A 19,005-nucleotide genomic window follows, 5' to 3' on the forward strand; every position below is an offset into this window, starting at 1 on the left:
CCGAGCCGGTGGCGGGGTCGCGGCGTGGAGCGGCCGGGGCCCGGTCAGGCCGGGGTCAGCCGGATCGGGAGGCTGCGCAGCCCACCGGAGATGAAACCGCCGGTGGGCTCCAGCTCCTCGGCGGGAACGGCGAGTTCGAGGTCGGGGAAGCGGGCGAACAGCGCCGGCAGCGCGATCCGGGCCTCCATCCGGGCCAGCGGGGCGCCCAGGCAGTGGTGCACGCCGTGACCGAAGGCGAGGTGCTCGGTGGCCTGCCGCTGGATGTCGAAGTGGGAGGCGCTCTCGCCGTGCTGCTCCGGGTCCCGGCCGGCGGCCGCGTAGGCCGGCAGGATCGCCTCGCCCTTGCGGATGGTGGGGCCGTCCGGGATGTCGATGTCCTCGACGGCGAAGCGGAGCGGGAGCGCGGCGATGCTGGGCGCCCAGCGCAGGGTCTCCTCGATGACGTCGTTCCAGGACGCCTCGCAGGAGAGGACCATCTTGAGCTGGTCGGGGTGCGTCAGCAGCGCGTGCACGGCGTTGCCGAGCAGGTCCACGGTGGTCTCGTGCCCGGCGCCGATCACGAGCAGGAGGGTGTCCAGCAGCTCCTGCTCGGTCATCCGCTGACCGTCGTCGTCCCGCGCCGACACCAGCAGGCTGGTGAGGTCCTCGGCGGGCTCCTCGCGCTTGGTGGCTACCAGCCCGCTGAGCAGCGTGTGCACGGCCGCCCCGGTGGCGGCGGCCTGCTCGGGCGTGGCCGTGGTGTCCATGATCGCCTGGACCAGGTGGGCCAGTTCGGCGCGCTGCTCACCCTCGGGAATGCCGAATAGCTCGCAGATGACCTGCATCGGCAGCGGGTGGGAGAACGTCTCGCGCAGGTCGACGACGCCCCCCGCGGGCACCGCCGCGAGGTCGTCGAGCAGGCCGGACGTGACCCGCTCGACGCACGGGAGCATCGCGTCGGTGCGCCGCGCCGTGAACGCCGGGGCGATCAGCTTGCGCAGCCGGCGGTGGTCGGCGCCGTATGCGGTGAACATGTTCGTCACGCCGATCCAGGACTGCAGCCAGCTGCCCCGGACGTCCTCGCGCTGCCACTCGGGCCAGTGGTCCCGGGGGTTCTTGGAGACGCGGGGGTCGGTCAGCAGCTGCTTGAGCAGGCCGTGGCTGGTGACGGACCAGGCCGCGATGCCGCCGGGCAGCTCGACGAGCGCCGCGGGACCTAGCGCGCGGAGGCGGGCTGCCTCTCCGTGGATGTCCGCTCCGACGGGGTCGATGACGACGGGCTGCTGTCCCATGGCGTAGCTCCTGCCTGGTCGGGAGTGATGGGGGTGAAGCGGGCGGGCAGCGCCGCGAGTGCTCGGTGGAAGGCGCCGTTGCGCCACACCAACTCGTCGCGGTCCACGGCGAGTTCGATGTCGGAGAGCCAGGCGGTGAGCCGCTCGATCGCCGTGGTGGCGATCAGCAGCGCGTCGCGCTGGACGGGGCATCCGTGCGGGCCCGCGGACCAGGACAGGTGCGAGCCGCTGCCCGAGCGGGTCCGCTCCAGGGGCGCCACGCCGAACTGGCTGTTGGCGGCCGCGTAGGACACCATCACCAGCTGCCCCGCGCGCACCCACGTGCCGTGGAAGAAGACGTCGCGGACGGGGAAGTGGGCCGAGTAGTTCCCCAGCGGCGGGTCGTTCCACAGCACCTCGTTGATGGCGTCGCGCGGGGTCAGCGCGCCGCCGGAGAGGGTGTTGTAGTAGCGGTCGTCGGAGAGCATCCGGGCGAGCGCGTTGCCGATGAGGTTGGCGAGCGGCTCGTTGCCCGCGCCCATCGTCAGGATGATGTTGTGGATCAGTTCCTCGTCGGACAGCCCGTTGGGGTGGTCCATGAACCACGAGGTGAGGTCCTTGCCGCGCTGGGCCTTCTTGGAGCCGACGAGCTCCATGATGTAGCGCTCGTACGCGGCATTGGCGGCCGCGGCCTCCTCGGGGGAGTTGCCCTCCAGCATCCCGGAGAGGGCCGCGATGAGCTGGTCGCTGTAGGAGTCGGGCATCCCGAAGAGGTTGTTGAACATCAGCAGCGGGATGAGCCGGGCGTAGTCGGCGATCAGATCGGCCCGGCCCTCCGCGCCGAAGCGCCGGATCAGGGTGTCCGCGGCGTGGTGGACGCGGGCGCGCAGCTCGTGCGGCTCGACGAGACGGAAGCCGTCGGTGATGACCTCGCGGTAGCGCTCGTGCGCCGCACCGTCGCTGAAGAAGACGTTGGGGCGCCAGCCCAGCATCGGCATGATCGGCGAATCGGCCGGGACGGTCTGCATCCAGGCGCGGGAGTCCTTGGACCAGGTGGTGTCGTCGTGCAGCAGGTCCAGCGCGGCCCGGTAGTCGGTGACCAGCAACGCGGTCACGTCGGGGGCGATCTCGACGGGCGCCAGCGCGCCGAACTGCCGCAGGTGCCGGTAGAAGCGGTGCGGGTCGGCCGCGAAGTCCGGGCCGTACAGCTTCACCGGCGCGGAGGCGTCGGGCTGGGCCGGGGAATGGCCGGCCGCGGCGGGCGGCACGGCGCCCGCCGGGCAGCCCGGAGGCGGCTGGGGCACGGCCTGGGCCGGGCAGCCGGGGGGCGGGGTGGCGCCCGGCTGGTGCGGGGAGGTCACGGGTTCTCCTCGGGCGTGTGGGCCAGGACATGGCCGACGAGCGCGATCAGCGCGTCGACGGACTGCTCCCGGTCGCGGGCGTCGCACAGCACGAGCGGCGTCTCGGGGTGCAGGTCGAGGGCGTCGCGGAGCTTTTCGACGTCGTACTGCGGCGCGTCGGGGAAGGTGTTGACGGCGACGGCGTAGCGCAGACCGGCTTCCTCGACGATGTCCATCACCTCGAAGGAGTCCGCCAGCCGGCGGGTGTCGGCGAGGACGAGGGCGCCCAGCGCGCCGCGGGCGATGTCCTCCCACAGGGGACGGAAGCGCTTCTGCCCGGGGGTGCCGAACAGGTAGAGCACCAGGTCCCCGGGGAGGGTGAGCCGCCCGAAGTCGATGGCGACGGTGGTGGTGGTCTTGTCCCGGACGCCGGCGAGGTCGTCGACGACCGCGCCGGTCTGCGTCATGACTTCTTCGGTGTGCAGCGGCGGAGTTTCGGAGAGCGCACGGATGAGCGTGGTCTTGCCGACTCCGAACGGCCCGGCGACCAGGAGCTTGACGAGCGTCTGGTCGGCACCGGAGAGGTACATGTTGCCGGTGTCAGGACTTGAGAGAGCGGAGTCCATCGAGAACCCTCTCCAGGATCTGCCGGTCGAATTGCTCGGCTTCGGGAATGGGGACACGGGCGTGCAGACGGCCGGCATCGACAAGGTCGGCCACCAGCACCTTCACCACGCTGACGGGCAGGTGAAGATGGGCTGCGACCTCGGCCAGAGACAGCGCGCCGGGCTGGAGCAGCTCCAGGATCCGGTGCTCTTCCGGTCGTACATCACTGGTGACCGGCATCCCCGAGCTGTGCAGCAGGGAGAGCCGGTCCAACGTGTTGCGGCTGGGGCGGGCGCGTCCGCCGGTCGCCAGATAGGCCGGTACGAGGCGCCTGTTGCTCTGGCGCGGGGTCATGCCGGGCTGCCTATATCCCGAGCCGGGCTGTTCATGACCTTCTTGCCCAGCGTGGTCACCTGGATCTGCATGTGGTGCGCGACGACGCCCATGTTCACCTCCGGTGCGCAGAAGACGGCCAGGCAGGTGTTCTCGCCTGCCGGGATGGCGAAGACGAAGCCCTCGTCGGACTCGATGACGGTCTGGCGCAGCTTGGCGGCGTCCCGGCCCGCGAACGCCGCGGTGACGGCACGGCCCGCGCCCTGGAGGGCGGACATCATCGCGGCGACACCCTCGGCGGAGTCGCGCTGCAGACCGGGCGAGCAGCCCTCGATGAAGCCGTCGCCGGAGATGACGGCTGCGTGGATAACATGCGGCAGCTCCAAGAGGGGTGCCAGCACCCAGGTCTTGTCCTCGGTGACACGGCGGCGGGTGGGGCTGTTCATGAGTGTGCGTTCCCTTCAGGACTGCGAGGGGGGTCAGGCTGCGCTGCGGCCCGGCCGGATTCGGTGCCTTGCTGGAGTGCGGCCCAGCGGGAGGCGGTCTCTTCCGGGGAGCGCGGCGGGTTCGGTTCGGTACGCGGGGCACCGTGGTCGAGTTCCGACGCCGGCTGGCGGCGTCGCCGGCGCGGCAGTTCGCCCTCGGCGGGCGCGGGCTCGACGGGCGGTGCCTCGGCGGGCGCGGGCTCGGCGGCCTGGGCCCGGTGCCGGGCAGGAGCCGCACCACGGGCCGCGTCCGCGGTGGGGGCGGGCGCCGAAGGGGTGGGCGCGGCACCGGTCGGGAGCATGCTGGAGGAACGGTCCGGCACGCCGGCACGGCGCGGCAGCGGAGCCATGACAGACATGGGTTGGGCGCTCTCGTCGAGGACGGTGAGGAGGGGGTCCCCCGGGATGTAGACGACCGCGCGCACACCGCCGTACGGGGACGACTCGACGTGCACGCCGTAGCCGTACTGGCGCACCAGCTGGCCGGCGGCCGCGAAACCGGACCGCGGCGGGTCGCCGAGCTGGGTCAGCAGCACGTTGTCCTCGCCGGACAGCAGCTCCGTCGCGCGCTTGATCTCGTCGTCGTGCATGCCGACTCCGTAGTCGTCGATGATGACGGAGGCGCCGCGGTTGCCCTGCTGGAGGGTGACGATGACGGGCAGTTCCTGGTGCGAGTGGTGCAGCGCGTTGGCCAGCAGCTCGGTGACGGTGATCGCGATCGGCTCGACGGCGCGGGCGACGACGGCGACCGGGTCGCGCAGCTGGTTGCTGACCTGCACACGCTCGTAGCCGCGCAGCCGGGAGGTGGCGCCGACGACCAGCTCGGCGAGGTAGGAGTCCTCGCGGGTCAGTCCGGGCCAGGCGCCGCACACCACGCCGGTGGCCTGGACGCGGCGCAGCGCCTGCTCGTTGAGGAAGTCCACGGTCAGCAGGTCCTGGGCGACGTTGGGGTCGTCGTAGCGGTGCTGCATGTCCTGGAGCGCCGTCTGAAGCTGGTAGAGCAGCGCCTGGATGGTGGTGGTCGCACCCCGCAGGGTGGACTGGGCGGCGGCGTCGACGCGCTGCCGCTCCGAGGTGACCGCCTCGCTGATCTGGTCCAGCACCGCGCTCAGCGCGTGGTCGGTCTCCGAGCCGGCGAATCGGGAGTCCAGCATGCCGCGTACGGGCACGTGGGGGTGGGCGAGGGCCATCGTGAGGTCGGGGATACGAGCCCCGGCCAGATGCCGGATCTCGGCCTCGGTGGCCCGAAGCCGGGCCGACAACTCCGTGTTGCTGTGGAGCGTGGCGCTGTGCTGTTCCTCAGCGGAGGTCAGGCGCGCTCTCAGGTCGACGCGCTGCTTCCATGCGCGGACCGAGAACGCCGCCAGGACCACGGCGGCGGCCGTACCTGCGCTGAGGCACCACAACAGCGCCTCCGGTATGGATGTCATCGAGATCCTCGTGTGGGGTACTGACTGGGTCGGCCGGCCGTCACGGCGTCGTGTTGCCGATCATCACCGGATGCTACCGGGGAGTTGACGTCCCGTGAGGGCCAGTTGGCCGGGGCGACGGAGAAGTACGGAAGGTCACCTTCCGCCCCCGATGACCGGACGATAACGTGATGCGGCCCTGCCAACCAGGGGGATGGCAGGGCCGATGATCCAGTGAGGCGAAGTCAGGACGCCCGCAGCGATCCGCCTTTGACGGCATCGACAAAGGCGGTCCAGCCGGGGGCCGGCACGACCAGCACGGGCCCGTGCGGAACCTTGCTGTCCCGCACGGGGACAACACCGGGGAGGTCGTCGACGACCTCGATGCAGCTGCCGCCGTTGTCGTCGCTGTAGCTGCTCTTGCGCCAGCGGGCTGCTCCCGGGAAGTCGTAGGCAACCTCGATGCATTCGCCGCCGTCGCCGTTGCTGTAGCCGCTCTTGCGCCACCGGGCAGTGCTCAGGTCGTACTTGCGCATCGCCTGTAGTCCTCCGCCGCCGACTCGATCAGGGCCAGGGACGCCTCCGGCGACAGCGCGGCGGCCCTGAGCAGATCGTAGGCGTCCTGTGCCCGCTTCACCAGCGCCGGATCGTCAAGCAAGTTGCCGGAAAACACCGACTCTGTATAGACGGTCGGAGGTGCGTCATCGAACTCCATGAGTCGCATCATTCCGGCCATGGCGGCGTGGGCTCCAGCTGAGTCCGGCAGAACCTGCACGAGCACTGTGCATTCTTGAGTGAGGGACACGACCTGCTCCAGCTGTTCGGCCATGCCCAATGGCCCGCCGACAGGGATGCGTAACACCGGCTCGTGCAGGATCACCCAGAACGCCGGCCTTTTGGCGCCTCTCAGGAGGTGCGCGCGGTCCATTCGGGCGGTGACCTTCTCCTCGACGTACTCGAAGCTGGCGAACGGGTTGGTTGCACGTGTGACAGCGCGGGCGTAGTCAGCTGTCTGCAAGAGCCCTGGCATAACTGTGGGCGCGTAATCACAGATCTTGGTTGCCATGCCCTCCAGTTCGGCGACCGCAGCAAAGTAGTCCGCGTACCGCTTGTCGTTGATCAGCTCGCGACACATCCGCTCGAAAAAACCATCGGTTTGCAGTACCTCATCGATCCGCTTGGCCACGTCTATCTGCGGCTTACGAATCGCCTGCTCGAACTGGCCGATATGGCCGCCGGATACGAATACCCGGCGGCCTAAGGCTTCCTGGGTGAAGCCCGCGTCCTCCCGTCGCCGCTTGAGTTCCGAGCCGAAAAACTCCCACGCCGCCTGTCGTTGACCATTGGCCATGGCTGACCGCCTTTTCCTGCCCCACAGTTGTGGTGCTGACCTCGTTGCGCAGCCTGGTTCCGTGCCGTCACGCTCTGAATGCGAACGGTAGGAATTCTCACGGAAAGTGTGACCGGTGATGCAGCGGATCAAGGCAGTGGAAAGTGCAACCAAGGAATTGCGTGAAGCCCTGGAACGCGAAGGCATCGTGCTGCCTTCGCTGCGCCCCGACCCCGTCTCGTGCGCGAATGAGTACATGCTGCCGCTCGTGGAATTGGGGCGGTGCACGATCGCGGTCGCGCAGCGGCTGACCGCCGCCCTGGGGGAGCGGTGAGCGCGGTGAACCGCCCCCCGCTCCGCTCGTTCGTCGTGGACACCCGCAGCGCGCGGGTCGGCAAGGTCGTGGCGGCCGACGGCGACCGCCTCCGGCTGCTGCCGATCGGGGGCGGCGGGAAGTGGGGCTGCACCGCGGGCGCCGCCCGCCCGGCGACGGTGACGGAACGGCTGAGCGCGGCCACCGCGTACCTGAACGCCCGCAGCAGAGGGGAGGCGGTCTGAGGTCAGTGCTGCCGCATGACGGCCTGGACGCGATTGGTGACGCCCAGCTTGCGGAGGATGGTGCTGACGTGGGTCTTGACGGTGGTCGGACTCAGGTGCAGCGTCTCGGCGATGCGTACGTTCGTGAGCCCGGCCGTCATGAGCCGCAGCACCTCCCGTTCGCGGGGTGAGAGCCGGGGCGAGGTGTCCGGCCGGTCGCTCGGGTGAGGGTGAGCCGGCACGGTCGTCGTCGCGCGGGTCACCTCGGGTACGTCGGCGGCCTTCCGGGCGCGCGGGGCCACCACGACGTGTCCGGAAGCCAGCAGCCGGGCGGCAAGGCCGAGTTCGCCGCCGCTCATCGCGAAGTCCAGGAATCCGGAGGCGCCCGCGCTGCGAGCCTGGGCGGTGGTCTCGGTGACCGGGTCGTCGGTGAAGACGCCGAGCGGCACCCGGTCCGCGAGGCGCCGCCCGGACTCCGTCCAGCCGGGGGAGCGAAGCGTGCCGGGGGCTCCGGCGAGGACCACTTCGGGGCGATGGGCCTCCAGTTGGCCGAGCGCTTCGCGTATGCCGCACATGGCGACGACGGTGACTCCCTGCGCCTCGGTGAACCGGCCGTAAAGCCGGGATCTCTCAGGTGAGTCGTCCATCGCGAACATGACTCTGGTCATGGGTCGATCCCCCGTTGTGCCAAGTGAAATCAGTGGTCGAAGGCCCGGCCGGCGGCCCGGTGGTCAGCCGGTCCGTGGGGCAGGGCGGGTAAAGATTATGCAATGCGGACATCGAGAGCAAAGGGTGTGAGGGCGTTCACGGGCGGAGATTGCGGAGAGGCGAGCGGCCCCCGATGCGGTGGTGGAGCCCCGGGATTCGGGGCGTCATCCTCCATTGGGAGGGGGTCTGTTGGCGGATGGTGGGCTCTGCCCCGCGCTGCCAAGATCGTTTTCGGCCCGCCGTCGACGCCCGGCGCGGCCTCGTCCCGCCGCTAACGAGACGAGACCGCTGTCCGTGGACACGTGTGGGCCGTGTCTGCCGCGAACTACCCGATGCCGCGGCGCCTATTCATCCACGGAGGAACCCTATGACCAGAGGTCAGCGTCTGCTCGCCGCCACCCTCATCACCGGTGCGCTGATCGGCGTCGGCGCCCCCGCCGCGTCGGCCGCCACCGCCGCACCGCATGCGGCGACCGCTGCCGTACGGACCGTCGACCGCGCCCCGGCCGCCGTCTCGCACACCGCTCCCACCTCGCAGTCCGCACCCGCCTCGGCGGCCGCGGCGGTCGACGTCAGGGCGGGCGTGCAGGCGCGCGGCATCAGCTCGGCGGCGAAGAAGCTCGCGGAGAAGATAGCCAAGAGCAAGTACGGCAAGAAGGCCATCGCGGCGGCGAAGAAGGGCCGCAACTCCTTCAAGTCCTGGGTGAACGGGCTCTCCAACTTCAACCCGCTGAAGTGGGCGATCAAGGCCGCGCCCGCATACATTCTCGATGAGGTCATCAGCTACCTCGTCAACCACTTCTAGGATATTTCGCGTTCGCCACCCGCGGCCTCCTTCTCCCGTGAGGAGGAGGCCGCATCGTGATGGGAAGTCAATGTCGCAACAGCGGGCAGTCGTCATCGAGCGGAACATATGGGCCTCGCCGGTGCTCTTCGTGATGGTTGCGTGGGTGCTGTTCAAGGCGGGCCAGGGGCCTGCCGCCTGGCTCGTCTACGGCGCGGGCTGGCTGCCGGCGCTGGGCATGCTCGGCTGGTGCGCGGCCCGGCGCCGCGCGCCCGGCATCGGCGCCGTCGTCGGCTTCGGGCTGCTGCTGGTCCTGGGCGGCCTGTTCTGGCTGAACCACGGGTGACCACGCGATGATCGAAGTCGTGGGCCTCACGAAGTCGTACGGCGGCAAGCGCGTCGTGGACGACCTGTCGTTCACCGTGCGCGCGGGTGCCGTCACGGGATTCCTCGGCCCGAACGGATCGGGCAAGACCACCACCCTGCGCATGCTCCTGGGCCTGACCCGGCCCGACTCCGGGCGGGCGCTGATCGACGGCAGGCCGTATCACGCGCACCCCGAACCCCTGCGCGTCGCCGGCGCCTTGCTGGAGGCCGGCTGGGCGCACCCCAAGCGGTCGGCCCGCGCTCACCTCACCTGGCTCGCGCACACCCACCGCATTCCCCTCTCCCGGGTCGACGAGGTGCTCGCGGCCGTGGGCCTGGCCTCGGTGGCCGGACGGCGCGCCGGAACCTACTCGCTCGGCATGGCCCAGCGCCTCGGACTGGCCGCCGCCCTGCTCGGCGACCCGCGCCTGCTGATCCTCGACGAGCCCGTCAACGGACTGGATCCCGAGGGCATCGCGTGGATGCGGACGACGATCCGCGCACTGGCGGCCGAAGGCCGTACGGTCCTCGTCTCCAGCCACCTGCTCGCCGAAATGGCGCTGACGGCCGATGAGTTGGTGATGATCGGGCAAGGCCGGCTGCTGGCCCAGCGCTCCGTGGCCGAGCTGACCGCGGGCGGTGCGGTGGACCGGAGCCTGGTGCGGACACCGGAACCGGAACGGCTGCGCGCCCTCGTCGCCCGGTCCGGCGGCACGGTCACCGACGCGGCGGGCACGGACGCCGGCTCCTTCCTCGTCCACGGGATGGGCTGCGAGGACATCGGACGGGCCGCCGCGCACGAGGGCCTGGTGCTCTACGAACTCACGCCGCGCCGGGCGACTCTGGAGGACGCCTTCCTGCGGCTGACCGGGGAATCCGTCGAATTCCGGGGCGCCGGCACGCCCCTTCCGCAGCCACCTGTGACGTCCGAAGGAGCAGTCCGATGAGCCTGGCGCTCGCGCGGGCCGAAACGGCCAAACTCCGCTCGCTCGCGTCCACCTGGTGGTTCCTGGGGGCCACCGTGGCCGTCTCGCTGGTCTTCAGCGCGCTGGGCAGGCTGATGGCCGACGAGGGCGCGCGGCCGGGAATTGCCGAGGCGATGACCGGGCCCGCCTTCGGCCAGATCCTGATCACCGTCCTCGCCGCCCGCGCGGCGACCCAGGAGTTCGCCACCGGCACGATCTGGGCCTCCTACCTCGCCGTGCCGTCCTGGCGGCGGCTGCTGTGCGCGAAGGCGGCGGTCCTGGCCGCCCTGGCGTGCGTGGCGGGGGCCGTACTCGCCCTGGGCGGACTGGCCGTCGCGGCACTCACCCAGGGCGCGGGCGCCGACCTCGTCCCGGACACCGCTCTCGAGCTGCGTCAGCTCGCCGCCGTACCGGCCGCCTACGCGGTCTGCGCGCTCTTCGGCGTGGCCGCCGGTGTGCTGCTCAGGAGCGGCGGCCTGACCGTCACCGTCCTGCTGGTGTGGATCCTCGCCGCCGAGTCCCTGGCCGGTGCGCTGATCAGCTGGCTGCTGAAGGCCGAGGCGGCCGCCTGGCTGCCGTTCACGGCGCTGGCCGACTTCCTGGGGCAGCCGGGCACCGCGCACTTCCCGGCGGGGCCCTACGCGGCGGGCCTGTACGCCGCGGCCCTCGCCGGTGCGGCCCTCGCCGCGGCCGTCGCCGTCCAGGGCCGCCGCGAGAGGTGAGCGACGCGGGCTGACCCCGGCCGGGGCGGGGACGGCCGGTCGGGGCCGGTCGCCGATGCGGGACAATGACTCCCATGAGTCTGTTCCGCGACGACGGCATCGTGCTGCGCACCCAGAAGCTGGGTGAGGCGGACCGGATCATCACGCTGCTCACCCGTGGCCACGGGCGGGTCCGTGCCGTGGCCCGCGGGGTGCGGCGGACGAAATCGAAGTTCGGGGCGCGCCTGGAGCCGTTCTCGCACGTCGATGTGCAGTTCTTCGCGCGCGGCGGCGAGCTGATCGGCCGCGGCCTGCCCCTGTGCACGCAGAGTGAGACGATCGCCGCGTACGGCGGCGGCATCGTGACGGACTACGCCCGCTACACGGCCGGCACCGCGATGCTGGAGACCGCCGAGCGGTTCACCGACCACGAGGGCGAGCCCGCCGTACAGCAGTACCTGCTGCTGGTCGGCGGTCTGCGCACACTCGCCCGCGGCGAGCACGAACCGCATCTGGTGCTGGACGCCTTCCTGCTGCGCTCCCTCGCCGTCAACGGCTACGCGCCCAGTTTCGACACCTGTGCGAAGTGTGGGCTGCCCGGCCCCAACCGGTTCTTCTCGGTGGCGGCCGGCGGCGTCATATGCGGCGACTGCCGGGTACCGGGGAGCGTCGTACCCTCCTCTGAGGCCATCGGGCTCCTGGGCGCGCTGCTCACCGGCGACTGGGAGACGGCGGACGCCTGCGAGGCGCGGCATGTCCGGGAGGGCAGCGGCCTCGTCGCGGCGTATCTGCACTGGCATCTGGAGCGGGGCCTGCGCTCCCTCCGGTACGTGGAGAAGTAGCGCCGCCACGTAGCGAAACAGCCGAACCGAGACAGCCCTCAACGAGGCATACGAGACATGGGAGACGTGGGCCGCATGGCACGACGCGGGATTCTGGGCCGTAATCGACGCGAGTACGAGACGCCCGAACCGCACCCTTCCGGTGCGCGGCCGCCGAAGATCCCCGGCGAGCTCATTCCGAACCACGTGGCCGTCGTCATGGACGGCAACGGCCGGTGGGCGAAGGAGCGCGGGCTGCCGCGTACCGAGGGCCACAAGGTCGGCGAGGGCGTCGTCATGGACGTCCTCAAGGGCTGCATCGAGATGGGCGTGAAGAACCTCTCGCTGTACGCGTTCTCCACCGAGAACTGGAAGCGCTCACCGGACGAGGTGCGCTTCCTGATGAACTTCAACCGCGATGTCATCCGGCGCCGCCGTGACGAGATGGACGCGCTGGGGATCCGGATCCGCTGGGTCGGGCGGATGCCCAAGCTGTGGAAGTCCGTCGTGCAGGAACTCCAGGTCGCGCAGGAACAGACCAAGGACAACGACGCCATGACGCTGTACTTCTGCGTCAACTACGGCGGCCGCGCGGAGATCGCGGACGCGGCGGCGGCCATCGCGGCGGATGTGCGGGCAGGCAAGCTCGACCCGTCGAAGGTCAACGAGAAGACCGTCGCGAAGTACATGTACTACCCGGACATGCCCGACGTGGACCTCTTCGTCCGGCCCTCCGGAGAGCAGCGCACCTCGAACTACCTGATCTGGCAGAGCGCGTACGCCGAGATGGTCTTCCAGGACATCCTGTGGCCGGACTTCGACCGGCGGAACCTGTGGGACGCCTGCCACGCATACGCCCGGCGCGACCGCCGATTCGGGGCGGCCCCGGAGGAGGACACGTCGGCGAAGTAACCGGGACCGGGAACCACCGGGACGAGAGCCGAACGCCGCACGGGCCGCCTCCGAGGGAGGCGGCCCGTGCGGCGTTGTCGCTGCTGCCGCGTGCTCCGCGGTGTCCGGCGCTCCCGCGCCTGTCTACCGCTCCTGCGCCTGCTGCGCGGCGCAGTCGCCGCAGGTGCCGAAGATCTCGATGGTGTGCCCGACATCACGGAAGCCGTGCTCGGCGGCGATCTGGTCGGCCCACTTCTCGACCGCCGGACCCTCCACCTCAACGGCCTTGCCGCAGGCCCGGCACACCAGGTGATGGTGGTGATCGTCGGTGCTGCACCTGCGGTAGACGGCCTCGCCGTCGCTGGTCCGCAGCACATCGACCTCGCCGGCGTCGGCGAGGGACTGCAGCGTCCGGTAGACGGTGGTCAGCCCGACCGAGTCGCCCCGGTGCTTGAGCATGTCGTGGAGCTCCTGCGCGCTGCGGAACTCATCCACCTCGTCGAGTGCGGCCGAGACAGCGGTCCGCTGCCGCGTCGACCGGCCGCGTACCGGAGATCCCGCGCTCGTCGCCACCGTTGCCTCCCTAGGACGTCAGGTATTCCCCCGCTGGCGGGGCCCTCCCGCGCCGTGGGGCGCGGACGAGTCCGGCCATTGTGCCAGGTGATGACCGGACCCCTGGTGGGACGCTTACGCCTCCCTCCGTCTGCGTGTCGCGCCGATCGTCTGCGTGCCGCGGCCGGTCCCGCGGCGGTCACACGTTGACGTCGTCCGCCGGCGTGCCCTTCCCGGGTACCTCCAGAGTGCACCTCTCGGCCGCCGCCGCCGAGGCCCTGGCACGTTTTTTCGCAAGGGGCGCAGCCAGCCCCGTGAAGAGCACGAAGAGGCCGATGGCGAAGAGCACGATCGTCGCGCCGGACGGCACGTCCACGTAGTACGAGGTCGCGGTGCCGGTGACGGTGACCGCGACGCCGATCCCGATGGCCACCGCGAAGGTCATCGCGAAGCTGCGGCTGAGCTGCTGGGCGGCCGCGACCGGGATCACCATCAGCGCGCTGACCAGCAGCAGACCCACGACACGCATGGCGACCGTGACCGTCACCGCGGCGGTGACGGCGACCAGCAGATTCAGCAGCCGCACCGGCAGACCCGTCACCCGGGCGAACTCCTCGTCCTGGCACACCGCGAACAGCTGCCTGCGCAGCCCCACGGTGATCACCAGCACCAGGGCCGCCAGCACGTAGATCGTCGTCATGTCCTGCGGCGAGACGGTGGTGATCGAGCCGAACAGATACGTGCCGAGATTGGCGTTGGAGCCGGCGTCGGAGAGGTTCATCAGCATCACACCGCCCGCCATACCGCCGTAGAACAGCATCGCCAGCGCGAGATCACCGCGGGTCTTGCCGTACCAGCGGATCAGCTCCATCACCACCGAGCCGAGCACCGCGACGGCGGTGGCGACCCAGACCGGGCTGGTGTTCAGCAGAAAACCGAGGCCGACGCCGGTGAGGGCGACATGGCCGATGCCGTCGCCCATCAGGGCCTGCCGGCGCTGGACGAGGTAGATGCCGATCGCCGGAGCGGTGATGCCGACGATCAGCGCGGCGATCAGCGCCCGCTGCATGAAGGCGTAATTGAGGATTTCCATCAGGTCAGCAGCCCCGTCCGGATCGGTTCCGCGGCCACGTCGGCATGCGGGTGGACATGGTCATGGCCGGGCAGCGCGTGCTGGCCGACGGCCGCGGGCGGCGGACCGTCGTGCACGACGCAGCCGTCCCGCAGAACCACCGCGCGGTCGATCAGCGGCTCCAGCGGACCCAGCTCATGCAGCACCAGCAGCACGGTGACGCCGGCCGCGACCTGCTCGCGCAGGGCGCCGGCCAGCACCTCCTGGCTGGCCAGGTCCACCCCGGCCATCGGCTCGTCCATGATCAGCAGTTCCGGGTCGCCGGCCAGCGCGCGGGCGATCAGCACCCGCTGGTGCTGGCCGCCGGAGAGCGCGTTGACGGAGTCCTTGGCGCGGTCGGCCATGCCCACCAGCTCCAGAGCACGGTGCACCGCCGCCCGGTCGCTCTTGCGCAGCATCCCGAGCTTCGTACGGGCCAGCCGCCCGGCCACCACGACCTCGCGGACGGTGGCCGGCACGCCGCTGGAGGCGGTGGTGCGCTGCGGGACGTAGCCGATGCGGGCCCACTGCCGGAAGCGCCGGAACGGCGTACCGAACAGCGACAGTTCGCCGCCGGTGAGCGGCACCTGCCCTATCACCGAGCGCACCGCCGTGGACTTGCCCGAACCGTTCGCGCCGAGCAGCGCGACGACCTCGCCGGTGCGGACGGTGAGATCGATGCCGCGCAGCACGGGACGCCCGCCCAGCGCCGCGGCGGCTCCCCGCAGGTCGATGACCGGCTGTTCCATGGTGACCTCCGTCACGTGGTGGGTCGTCTGCCGCGCGGTGCGCTCCGTCACGCGCTGCGCTCGCTCTGTCACTTGGTGCCGAGTGCCTTCTGGAGGGCGGCGAGATTGGCCTGCATCACGCCGATGTAGTCCTTGCCGCGGGACTTGTCCGTGATCCCTTCCAGCGGGTCCAGGACGTCGGTCTTCAGGCCCAGGTCACCGGCCAGCGACTTGGCGGTCGCCGGATTGGCGATCGTCTCGAAGAACACCGTGGAGACATGGTGCTTCCCGGCGAGGGTGTGGAGTTCCTTGATGCGGTTGGCGCTCGGCTCGGACTCGGGGTCGAGGCCGCTGATCGCCTCCTCGGTCAGGCCGTAGCGCTCGGCGAGGTAGCCGAAGGCCGCGTGGGTGGTGATGAAGGTCCGGGAGGGCCGGTTCTTCAGGCCGTCCTCGAACTCCGTGTTCAGCCCGTCCAGCTTCTTGACCAGGGCATCGGTGTTCTTCTGGTACTCGGCCCTGTGGTCCGGGTCGGCCTTGGCGAGGGTCTTGTTCACACCCTTCGCGACCTCCGCGTACTTCACGGGGTCGAGCCAGATGTGCGGGTCGCTGCCGCCCTCGGACTCGGAGTGCGAGTGGTGGTCGCCGGTGGCGTGGTCGTGCCCGTCGACCTCGGTGCCGTGCTTTTCCAGGCCGGTCAGGGAGGCCGCGTCGGCGACGTTCTTGACGCCGGACTGCTGGATGGCGTCGTCCACGGCGGGCTGCAGGCCCTTGAGGTAGACGACCGCGTCGGATTCGCCGAGCTGCGCGGTCTGCTTCGGGCTGAGCTCCAGGTCGTGCGGCTCCACGCCGGGCTCGGTGAGGTTGGAGACCTCGACGCGCTTCCCGCCGATCTCCTCGGCGAGGTACTGCATGGGATAGAAGGACGCCGTCACCTGCAGCTTGCCGTTGCTGCCACCGGCGTCGGAGGGGGAGCAGGCGGAGAGGGCCAGCAGCCCGAGCACCGAGGTGCCGGCCATGGCTGCGGTGGATATGCAACGGCGTACGTTCATGACAGTCATTTTCAACAAAGTTGGAAACGGTTGTCAACAAAGCGGTCGGGCGCACGCCGGGGCGCACACTGGAGGGACGCCCGCCGACGATGAGCCCGGAACCGATTTGATCCAAGGGGTACGGCCGCCGGTACCCTGAGCTATTCGCTCATCCGCCTACCGACCACCACCCCGCATCGAGGCGCTGGGCGCTGCCCCATCCATCGTTCGTCGTCGTTAATGAAGAGAGCACCGTGGCCGCCGACAAGATCGATACCATCGTCAGCCTGAGCAAGCGCCGTGGCTTCGTCTACCCCTCCAGTGAGATCTACGGCGGCTCCCGCGCTGCCTGGGATTACGGGCCCCTCGGCGTCGAGCTCAAGGAGAACATCAAGCGCCAGTGGTGGCGCTCCATGGTCACCTCGCGCGAAGACGTCGTCGGTATCGACTCGTCCGTGATCCTGGCCCCCGAGGTGTGGCAGGCGTCCGGCCACGTCGCCACCTTCACCGACCCCCTCACCGAGTGCACCTCCTGCCACAAGCGGTTCCGCGCGGACCACCTTGAAGAGGCGTACGAGGCGAAGCACGGCAAGCTGCCCGAGAACGGCATGGCCGACATCAACTGCCCGCACTGCGGCAACAAGGGCGGCTTCACCGAGCCCAAGCAGTTCTCCGGCCTGCTCTCCACCCACCTCGGCCCGTCCCAGGACACCGCCTCGGTCGCCTACCTGCGCCCCGAGACCGCCCAGGGTATTTTCACCAACTTCGCCCAGGTGCAGCAGACTTCGCGCAAGAAGCCGCCGTTCGGCATCGCGCAGATGGGCAAGTCCTTCCGGAACGAGATCACTCCGGGCAACTTCATCTTCCGCACCCGTGAGTTCGAGCAGATGGAGATGGAGTTCTTCGTCAAGCCGGGTGAGGACGAGGAGTGGCAGGAATACTGGATGCAGCAGCGGTGGAACTGGTACACCGACCTGGGTCTCCGCGAGGAGAACATCCGGTGGTTCGAGCACCCCGCCGAGAAGCTGTCGCACTACTCCAAGCGCACCGCTGACATCGAGTACCGCTTCCAGTTCGGCGGCTCCGAGTGGGGCGAGCTGGAAGGTGTGGCCAACCGCACCGACTACGACCTGTCCTCGCACTCCAAGGCGTCCGGCCAGGACCTCTCCTACTTCGACCAGGAGGCCGGCGAGCGCTGGACTCCGTACGTCATCGAGCCCGCGGCCGGCGTCGGCCGGGCGATGCTCGCCTTCCTGCTCGACGCGTACATCGAGGACGAGGCGCCCAACGCCAAGGGCAAGATGGAGAAGCGCACGGTCATGCGTCTCGACCCGCGCCTGGCGCCGGTCAAGGTCGCGGTCCTGCCGCTGTCCCGCAACCCGCAGCTCTCCCCGAAGGCCAAGGGCCTGGCGGCGGACCTGCGCAAGAACTGGAACATCGAGTTCGACGACGCGGGCGCCATCGGCCGTCGCTACCGCCGCCAGGACGAGATCGGTACGCCGTTCTGCGTCACCGTCGACTTCGACACCCTCGACGACAACGCCGTCACGGTGCGCGAGCGCGACACCATGAAGCAGGAGCGCGTCAGCCTGGACCAGATCCAGGCGTACCTGGGTGCGCGACTGCCGGGCTGCTGAGCCCCCACGGGCCGCGCGCCCGCGGGCTCCCCGCGCCGCGCCCCGCCCGCTGACTCAAGCGCCGGTCAGGCCACGGAGACCCTCCGCCCTGACCGGCGCTTTTGCGTGGGGGTGGGGTGGGGGTAGCGGTGGGTGGGGCGCTGGACGGGGGGTGAGGGGGCGTTCCCGATGGTTCGCTTCCCCCCCCGGGCCCCCGCCCCCCACCCCCTCCGCCCCGCAATCGTCATTCGATTGTTCAGGCCCAGGCACAGGCCCAGGCACAGGCACAGGCCCAGACCCAGGCCCAGACACAGGTACGGACATGCAGCCTGCCTGTCCTTCAGGCGCGCAGCCCGCCGGCCCGCTGCGGCGCGCGGGTTCCAGCCGCTGTTCGTTAGGCGCACGCAGGTCGCCCGCTGTCTGTTCATGCCCCCAGCCGTGCAGCCCGCCTGGCCGTTGCGGTGCGCAGGCGCCCATCCGTTACGGCGCGCAGGTCGCCGCTGTCTTTCAAGTGCCCAGACATACAGGCCCTCTGCCGCTACCAGGCGTGCAGCCGCCGTCCGTTCAGGCGGACAGGCCGCCTGCCCGGTTAGCGCCCGCGCCGCAGCAAGCTCTCGGTTGAGGCGCGCGCAGCCCGCCCCTCCGTTAGAGCGCGCAGGTCGCAATCGCCTTCGGTTCAGGCGCGCAGACCGCAGCTGCTGTGCGTTACGGCGCGCAGTCGCAGTCGCAGCCGCTGCCGCTGCCGCTGTCTGCTCGGGCCGCTCGTCCGTTGTTCGTTCAGGCGCGCAGGCCGCGCAGCACCAGGCCGCGGACGGCGTCGAAGTCGGTGGCGATGTCCGGGCGGGACCACTCCGCGGCGTAGCAGGGGTCGTGGAACCGGCCGGTGGCGTCGAAGACCGCGCGAGCGGTGGTGGCCGGGGAGGCGGTGTCGAAGGTGCCCTCGGTGACGCCCGCTTCGATGATGGTGGTGAGCTGGGATTCGAGGTCGGTGATGTGGCGGTCGACCGCGCCGCCGCTCTCTCCGACGAGCGTCATGTAGGTGGCGAAGAGCTCGGGGTCGTCACCCGCCTTGTGGCGCTTGGCTTCGAAAAGGGCGGTGAGCCAGCGGTCCAGGCGGCCGGCGGCCGGGCCCTCCTCTGTGACGATGCTCGCCAGCTCCTGGCTCGTACGGTCCAGCCAACGCTCCGTGACCGCTTCCCGCAGCGCCGCCTTCGTACGGAAGTGTCGGTAAACGCTGCCGTGGCTGACGCCCAGGGCGCGCGCGACATCGACGACCGTGGCCTTCGCCGGGCCATAGCGCCGCAGCACCTCCTCGGTGGCTTCGAGGATGCGCTCGGGGGTCAACGTCTCGGGGGGCATGGGGCGGACGGCCTTTCGGAGGGAGGCGGGCGGAGGCGGCGGGGCACCGAGGAGCGCCTACGCCAGATACCTAGGGACGGTACCC

23 protein-coding genes are annotated in these 19,005 nt (G+C 70.4%); 9 read left to right on the plus strand and 14 right to left on the minus strand.

All coding sequences use genetic code 11. The features are described from left to right. Nucleotides 1-44 precede the first annotated feature (44 nt). From QOM21_RS24825 to QOM21_RS24860, 8 genes are all read right to left on the minus strand, one after another. Nucleotides 45-1,271: a cytochrome P450 gene (locus QOM21_RS24825; RefSeq protein WP_407553237.1), complete on the minus strand. Its 1,227-nt coding sequence runs from the start codon at nt 1,269-1,271 to the stop codon at nt 45-47. Continuing rightward, complete coding sequence (locus QOM21_RS24830) at nt 1,196-2,611, minus strand: cytochrome P450 (protein ID WP_407553238.1); 1,416 nt, start codon at nt 2,609-2,611, stop codon at nt 1,196-1,198. Before QOM21_RS24830 ends, QOM21_RS24825 begins: the two co-directional genes overlap by 76 nt. After that, a complete protein-coding gene (locus QOM21_RS24835) occupies nt 2,608-3,216 on the minus strand; it encodes an ATP/GTP-binding protein (protein WP_393891894.1) in 609 nt (202 codons plus the stop codon). The genes QOM21_RS24830 and QOM21_RS24835 overlap by 4 nt, the downstream gene beginning before the upstream one ends. After that, entirely contained in the window at nt 3,191-3,550 is a 360-nt protein-coding gene (locus QOM21_RS24840; protein ID WP_393891895.1) for a DUF742 domain-containing protein, read from the minus strand. The genes QOM21_RS24835 and QOM21_RS24840 overlap by 26 nt, the downstream gene beginning before the upstream one ends. After that, the gene (locus tag QOM21_RS24845) at nt 3,547-3,975 is read right to left on the minus strand and encodes a roadblock/LC7 domain-containing protein (protein ID WP_407553239.1); all 429 of its coding nucleotides are present in this window, start codon (nt 3,973-3,975) and stop codon (nt 3,547-3,549) included. Before QOM21_RS24845 ends, QOM21_RS24840 begins: the two co-directional genes overlap by 4 nt. Then, nucleotides 3,972-5,444: an ATP-binding protein gene (locus QOM21_RS24850; RefSeq protein ID WP_407553240.1), complete on the minus strand. Its 1,473-nt coding sequence runs from the start codon at nt 5,442-5,444 to the stop codon at nt 3,972-3,974. Before QOM21_RS24850 ends, QOM21_RS24845 begins: the two co-directional genes overlap by 4 nt. 224 nt (nt 5,445-5,668) lie before the next feature. Further along, nucleotides 5,669-5,959, minus strand: coding sequence for a DUF397 domain-containing protein (locus QOM21_RS24855; RefSeq protein ID WP_407553241.1), 291 nt, complete (start codon nt 5,957-5,959; stop codon nt 5,669-5,671). Then, entirely contained in the window at nt 5,941-6,774 is an 834-nt protein-coding gene (locus QOM21_RS24860) for a Scr1 family TA system antitoxin-like transcriptional regulator (RefSeq protein ID WP_407553242.1), read from the minus strand. Before QOM21_RS24860 ends, QOM21_RS24855 begins: the two co-directional genes overlap by 19 nt. A gap of 118 nt (nt 6,775-6,892) precedes the next feature. On the opposite strand from QOM21_RS24860, the gene QOM21_RS24865 reads away from it, so the two are divergent. Then, the gene (locus QOM21_RS24865; protein WP_393892353.1) at nt 6,893-7,087 is read left to right on the plus strand and encodes a hypothetical protein; all 195 of its coding nucleotides are present in this window, start codon (nt 6,893-6,895) and stop codon (nt 7,085-7,087) included. Nucleotides 7,088-7,092: 5 nt separating this feature from the next. Next, a complete protein-coding gene (locus QOM21_RS24870; RefSeq protein WP_407553243.1) occupies nt 7,093-7,311 on the plus strand; it encodes a hypothetical protein in 219 nt (72 codons plus the stop codon). Between the two features lie 2 nt (nt 7,312-7,313). Here the strand turns inward: QOM21_RS24870 and QOM21_RS24875 are convergent, their stop codons facing one another. Continuing rightward, nucleotides 7,314-7,958, minus strand: coding sequence for a DNA-binding response regulator (locus QOM21_RS24875; RefSeq protein ID WP_407553244.1), 645 nt, complete (start codon nt 7,956-7,958; stop codon nt 7,314-7,316). 407 nt (nt 7,959-8,365) lie between these two features. Here QOM21_RS24875 and QOM21_RS24880 point away from each other — a divergent pair, with 407 nt between their 5' ends. The 6 genes from QOM21_RS24880 (at nt 8,366) to QOM21_RS24905 (ending at nt 12,547) form a co-directional block, all read left to right on the plus strand. Further along, nucleotides 8,366-8,803 carry a hypothetical protein gene (locus QOM21_RS24880; RefSeq protein ID WP_407553245.1) on the plus strand — a complete coding sequence of 146 codons (438 nt, stop codon included), beginning with the start codon at nt 8,366-8,368 and terminating at the stop codon, nt 8,801-8,803. A gap of 70 nt (nt 8,804-8,873) precedes the next feature. Beyond that, nucleotides 8,874-9,128, plus strand: coding sequence for a hypothetical protein (locus QOM21_RS24885; protein WP_407553246.1), 255 nt, complete (start codon nt 8,874-8,876; stop codon nt 9,126-9,128). Nucleotides 9,129-9,135: 7 nt separating this feature from the next. Then, entirely contained in the window at nt 9,136-10,095 is a 960-nt protein-coding gene (locus tag QOM21_RS24890) for an ABC transporter ATP-binding protein (protein ID WP_407553247.1), read from the plus strand. Beyond that, on the plus strand, nt 10,092-10,835 hold the full coding sequence (locus QOM21_RS24895; RefSeq protein ID WP_407553248.1) for a hypothetical protein: 744 nt from the start codon (nt 10,092-10,094) through the stop codon (nt 10,833-10,835). The genes QOM21_RS24890 and QOM21_RS24895 overlap by 4 nt, the downstream gene beginning before the upstream one ends. A 74-nt stretch (nt 10,836-10,909) precedes the next feature. Further along, nucleotides 10,910-11,656: a DNA repair protein RecO gene (gene recO / locus QOM21_RS24900; RefSeq protein ID WP_407553249.1), complete on the plus strand. Its 747-nt coding sequence runs from the start codon at nt 10,910-10,912 to the stop codon at nt 11,654-11,656. A 75-nt stretch (nt 11,657-11,731) separates the two neighbouring features. Next, a complete protein-coding gene (locus tag QOM21_RS24905) occupies nt 11,732-12,547 on the plus strand; it encodes an isoprenyl transferase (RefSeq protein ID WP_407553250.1) in 816 nt (271 codons plus the stop codon). A gap of 123 nt (nt 12,548-12,670) precedes the next feature. On the opposite strand, the gene QOM21_RS24910 is transcribed toward QOM21_RS24905, so the two are convergent. From QOM21_RS24910 to QOM21_RS24925, 4 genes are all read right to left on the minus strand, one after another. After that, entirely contained in the window at nt 12,671-13,099 is a 429-nt protein-coding gene (locus QOM21_RS24910; RefSeq protein ID WP_407553251.1) for a Fur family transcriptional regulator, read from the minus strand. A 178-nt stretch (nt 13,100-13,277) separates the two neighbouring features. After that, a complete protein-coding gene (locus QOM21_RS24915) occupies nt 13,278-14,171 on the minus strand; it encodes a metal ABC transporter permease (RefSeq protein WP_407553252.1) in 894 nt (297 codons plus the stop codon). Beyond that, entirely contained in the window at nt 14,171-14,938 is a 768-nt protein-coding gene (locus tag QOM21_RS24920) for a metal ABC transporter ATP-binding protein (protein ID WP_407555793.1), read from the minus strand. The genes QOM21_RS24915 and QOM21_RS24920 overlap by 1 nt, the downstream gene beginning before the upstream one ends. Before the next feature lie 68 nt (nt 14,939-15,006). Continuing rightward, a complete protein-coding gene (locus QOM21_RS24925) occupies nt 15,007-15,966 on the minus strand; it encodes a metal ABC transporter substrate-binding protein (protein WP_407553253.1) in 960 nt (319 codons plus the stop codon). 233 nt (nt 15,967-16,199) lie between these two features. On the opposite strand from QOM21_RS24925, the gene QOM21_RS24930 reads away from it, so the two are divergent. Continuing rightward, nucleotides 16,200-17,582: a glycine--tRNA ligase gene (locus QOM21_RS24930; RefSeq protein ID WP_393891914.1), complete on the plus strand. Its 1,383-nt coding sequence runs from the start codon at nt 16,200-16,202 to the stop codon at nt 17,580-17,582. A gap of 756 nt (nt 17,583-18,338) precedes the next feature. On the opposite strand, the gene QOM21_RS24935 is transcribed toward QOM21_RS24930, so the two are convergent. After that, a complete protein-coding gene (locus QOM21_RS24935) occupies nt 18,339-18,920 on the minus strand; it encodes a TetR family transcriptional regulator (RefSeq protein ID WP_407553254.1) in 582 nt (193 codons plus the stop codon). Nucleotides 18,921-19,005 lie beyond the last annotated feature (85 nt).

It is taken from the genome of Streptomyces sp. Pv4-95, assembly GCF_045782725.1.
Lineage (GTDB): Bacteria > Actinomycetota > Actinomycetes > Streptomycetales > Streptomycetaceae > Streptomyces.

What these genes read in the sequence shown, in the direction of transcription:
- recO (WP_407553249.1), top strand. Translation starts at nt 10,910, where the DNA reads ATGAGTCTGTTCCGCGACGACGGCATCGTGCTGCGCACCCAGAAGCTG.
- QOM21_RS24835 (WP_393891894.1), bottom strand. Translation starts at nt 3,216, where the DNA reads ATGGACTCCGCTCTCTCAAGTCCTGACACCGGCAACATGTACCTCTCC.
- QOM21_RS24880 (WP_407553245.1), top strand. Translation starts at nt 8,366, where the DNA reads ATGACCAGAGGTCAGCGTCTGCTCGCCGCCACCCTCATCACCGGTGCG.
- QOM21_RS24845 (WP_407553239.1), bottom strand. Translation starts at nt 3,975, where the DNA reads ATGAACAGCCCCACCCGCCGCCGTGTCACCGAGGACAAGACCTGGGTG.
- QOM21_RS24840 (WP_393891895.1), bottom strand. Translation starts at nt 3,550, where the DNA reads ATGACCCCGCGCCAGAGCAACAGGCGCCTCGTACCGGCCTATCTGGCG.
- QOM21_RS24855 (WP_407553241.1), bottom strand. Translation starts at nt 5,959, where the DNA reads ATGCGCAAGTACGACCTGAGCACTGCCCGGTGGCGCAAGAGCGGCTAC.
- QOM21_RS24885 (WP_407553246.1), top strand. Translation starts at nt 8,874, where the DNA reads ATGTCGCAACAGCGGGCAGTCGTCATCGAGCGGAACATATGGGCCTCG.
- QOM21_RS24890 (WP_407553247.1), top strand. Translation starts at nt 9,136, where the DNA reads ATGATCGAAGTCGTGGGCCTCACGAAGTCGTACGGCGGCAAGCGCGTC.
- QOM21_RS24850 (WP_407553240.1), bottom strand. Translation starts at nt 5,444, where the DNA reads ATGACATCCATACCGGAGGCGCTGTTGTGGTGCCTCAGCGCAGGTACG.
- QOM21_RS24825 (WP_407553237.1), bottom strand. Translation starts at nt 1,271, where the DNA reads ATGGGACAGCAGCCCGTCGTCATCGACCCCGTCGGAGCGGACATCCAC.
- QOM21_RS24875 (WP_407553244.1), bottom strand. Translation starts at nt 7,958, where the DNA reads ATGACCAGAGTCATGTTCGCGATGGACGACTCACCTGAGAGATCCCGG.
- QOM21_RS24920 (WP_407555793.1), bottom strand. Translation starts at nt 14,938, where the DNA reads ATGGAACAGCCGGTCATCGACCTGCGGGGAGCCGCCGCGGCGCTGGGC.
- QOM21_RS24935 (WP_407553254.1), bottom strand. Translation starts at nt 18,920, where the DNA reads ATGCCCCCCGAGACGTTGACCCCCGAGCGCATCCTCGAAGCCACCGAG.
- QOM21_RS24915 (WP_407553252.1), bottom strand. Translation starts at nt 14,171, where the DNA reads ATGGAAATCCTCAATTACGCCTTCATGCAGCGGGCGCTGATCGCCGCG.
- QOM21_RS24895 (WP_407553248.1), top strand. Translation starts at nt 10,092, where the DNA reads ATGAGCCTGGCGCTCGCGCGGGCCGAAACGGCCAAACTCCGCTCGCTC.
- QOM21_RS24925 (WP_407553253.1), bottom strand. Translation starts at nt 15,966, where the DNA reads ATGAACGTACGCCGTTGCATATCCACCGCAGCCATGGCCGGCACCTCG.
- QOM21_RS24865 (WP_393892353.1), top strand. Translation starts at nt 6,893, where the DNA reads ATGCAGCGGATCAAGGCAGTGGAAAGTGCAACCAAGGAATTGCGTGAA.
- QOM21_RS24860 (WP_407553242.1), bottom strand. Translation starts at nt 6,774, where the DNA reads ATGGCCAATGGTCAACGACAGGCGGCGTGGGAGTTTTTCGGCTCGGAA.
- QOM21_RS24905 (WP_407553250.1), top strand. Translation starts at nt 11,732, where the DNA reads ATGGCACGACGCGGGATTCTGGGCCGTAATCGACGCGAGTACGAGACG.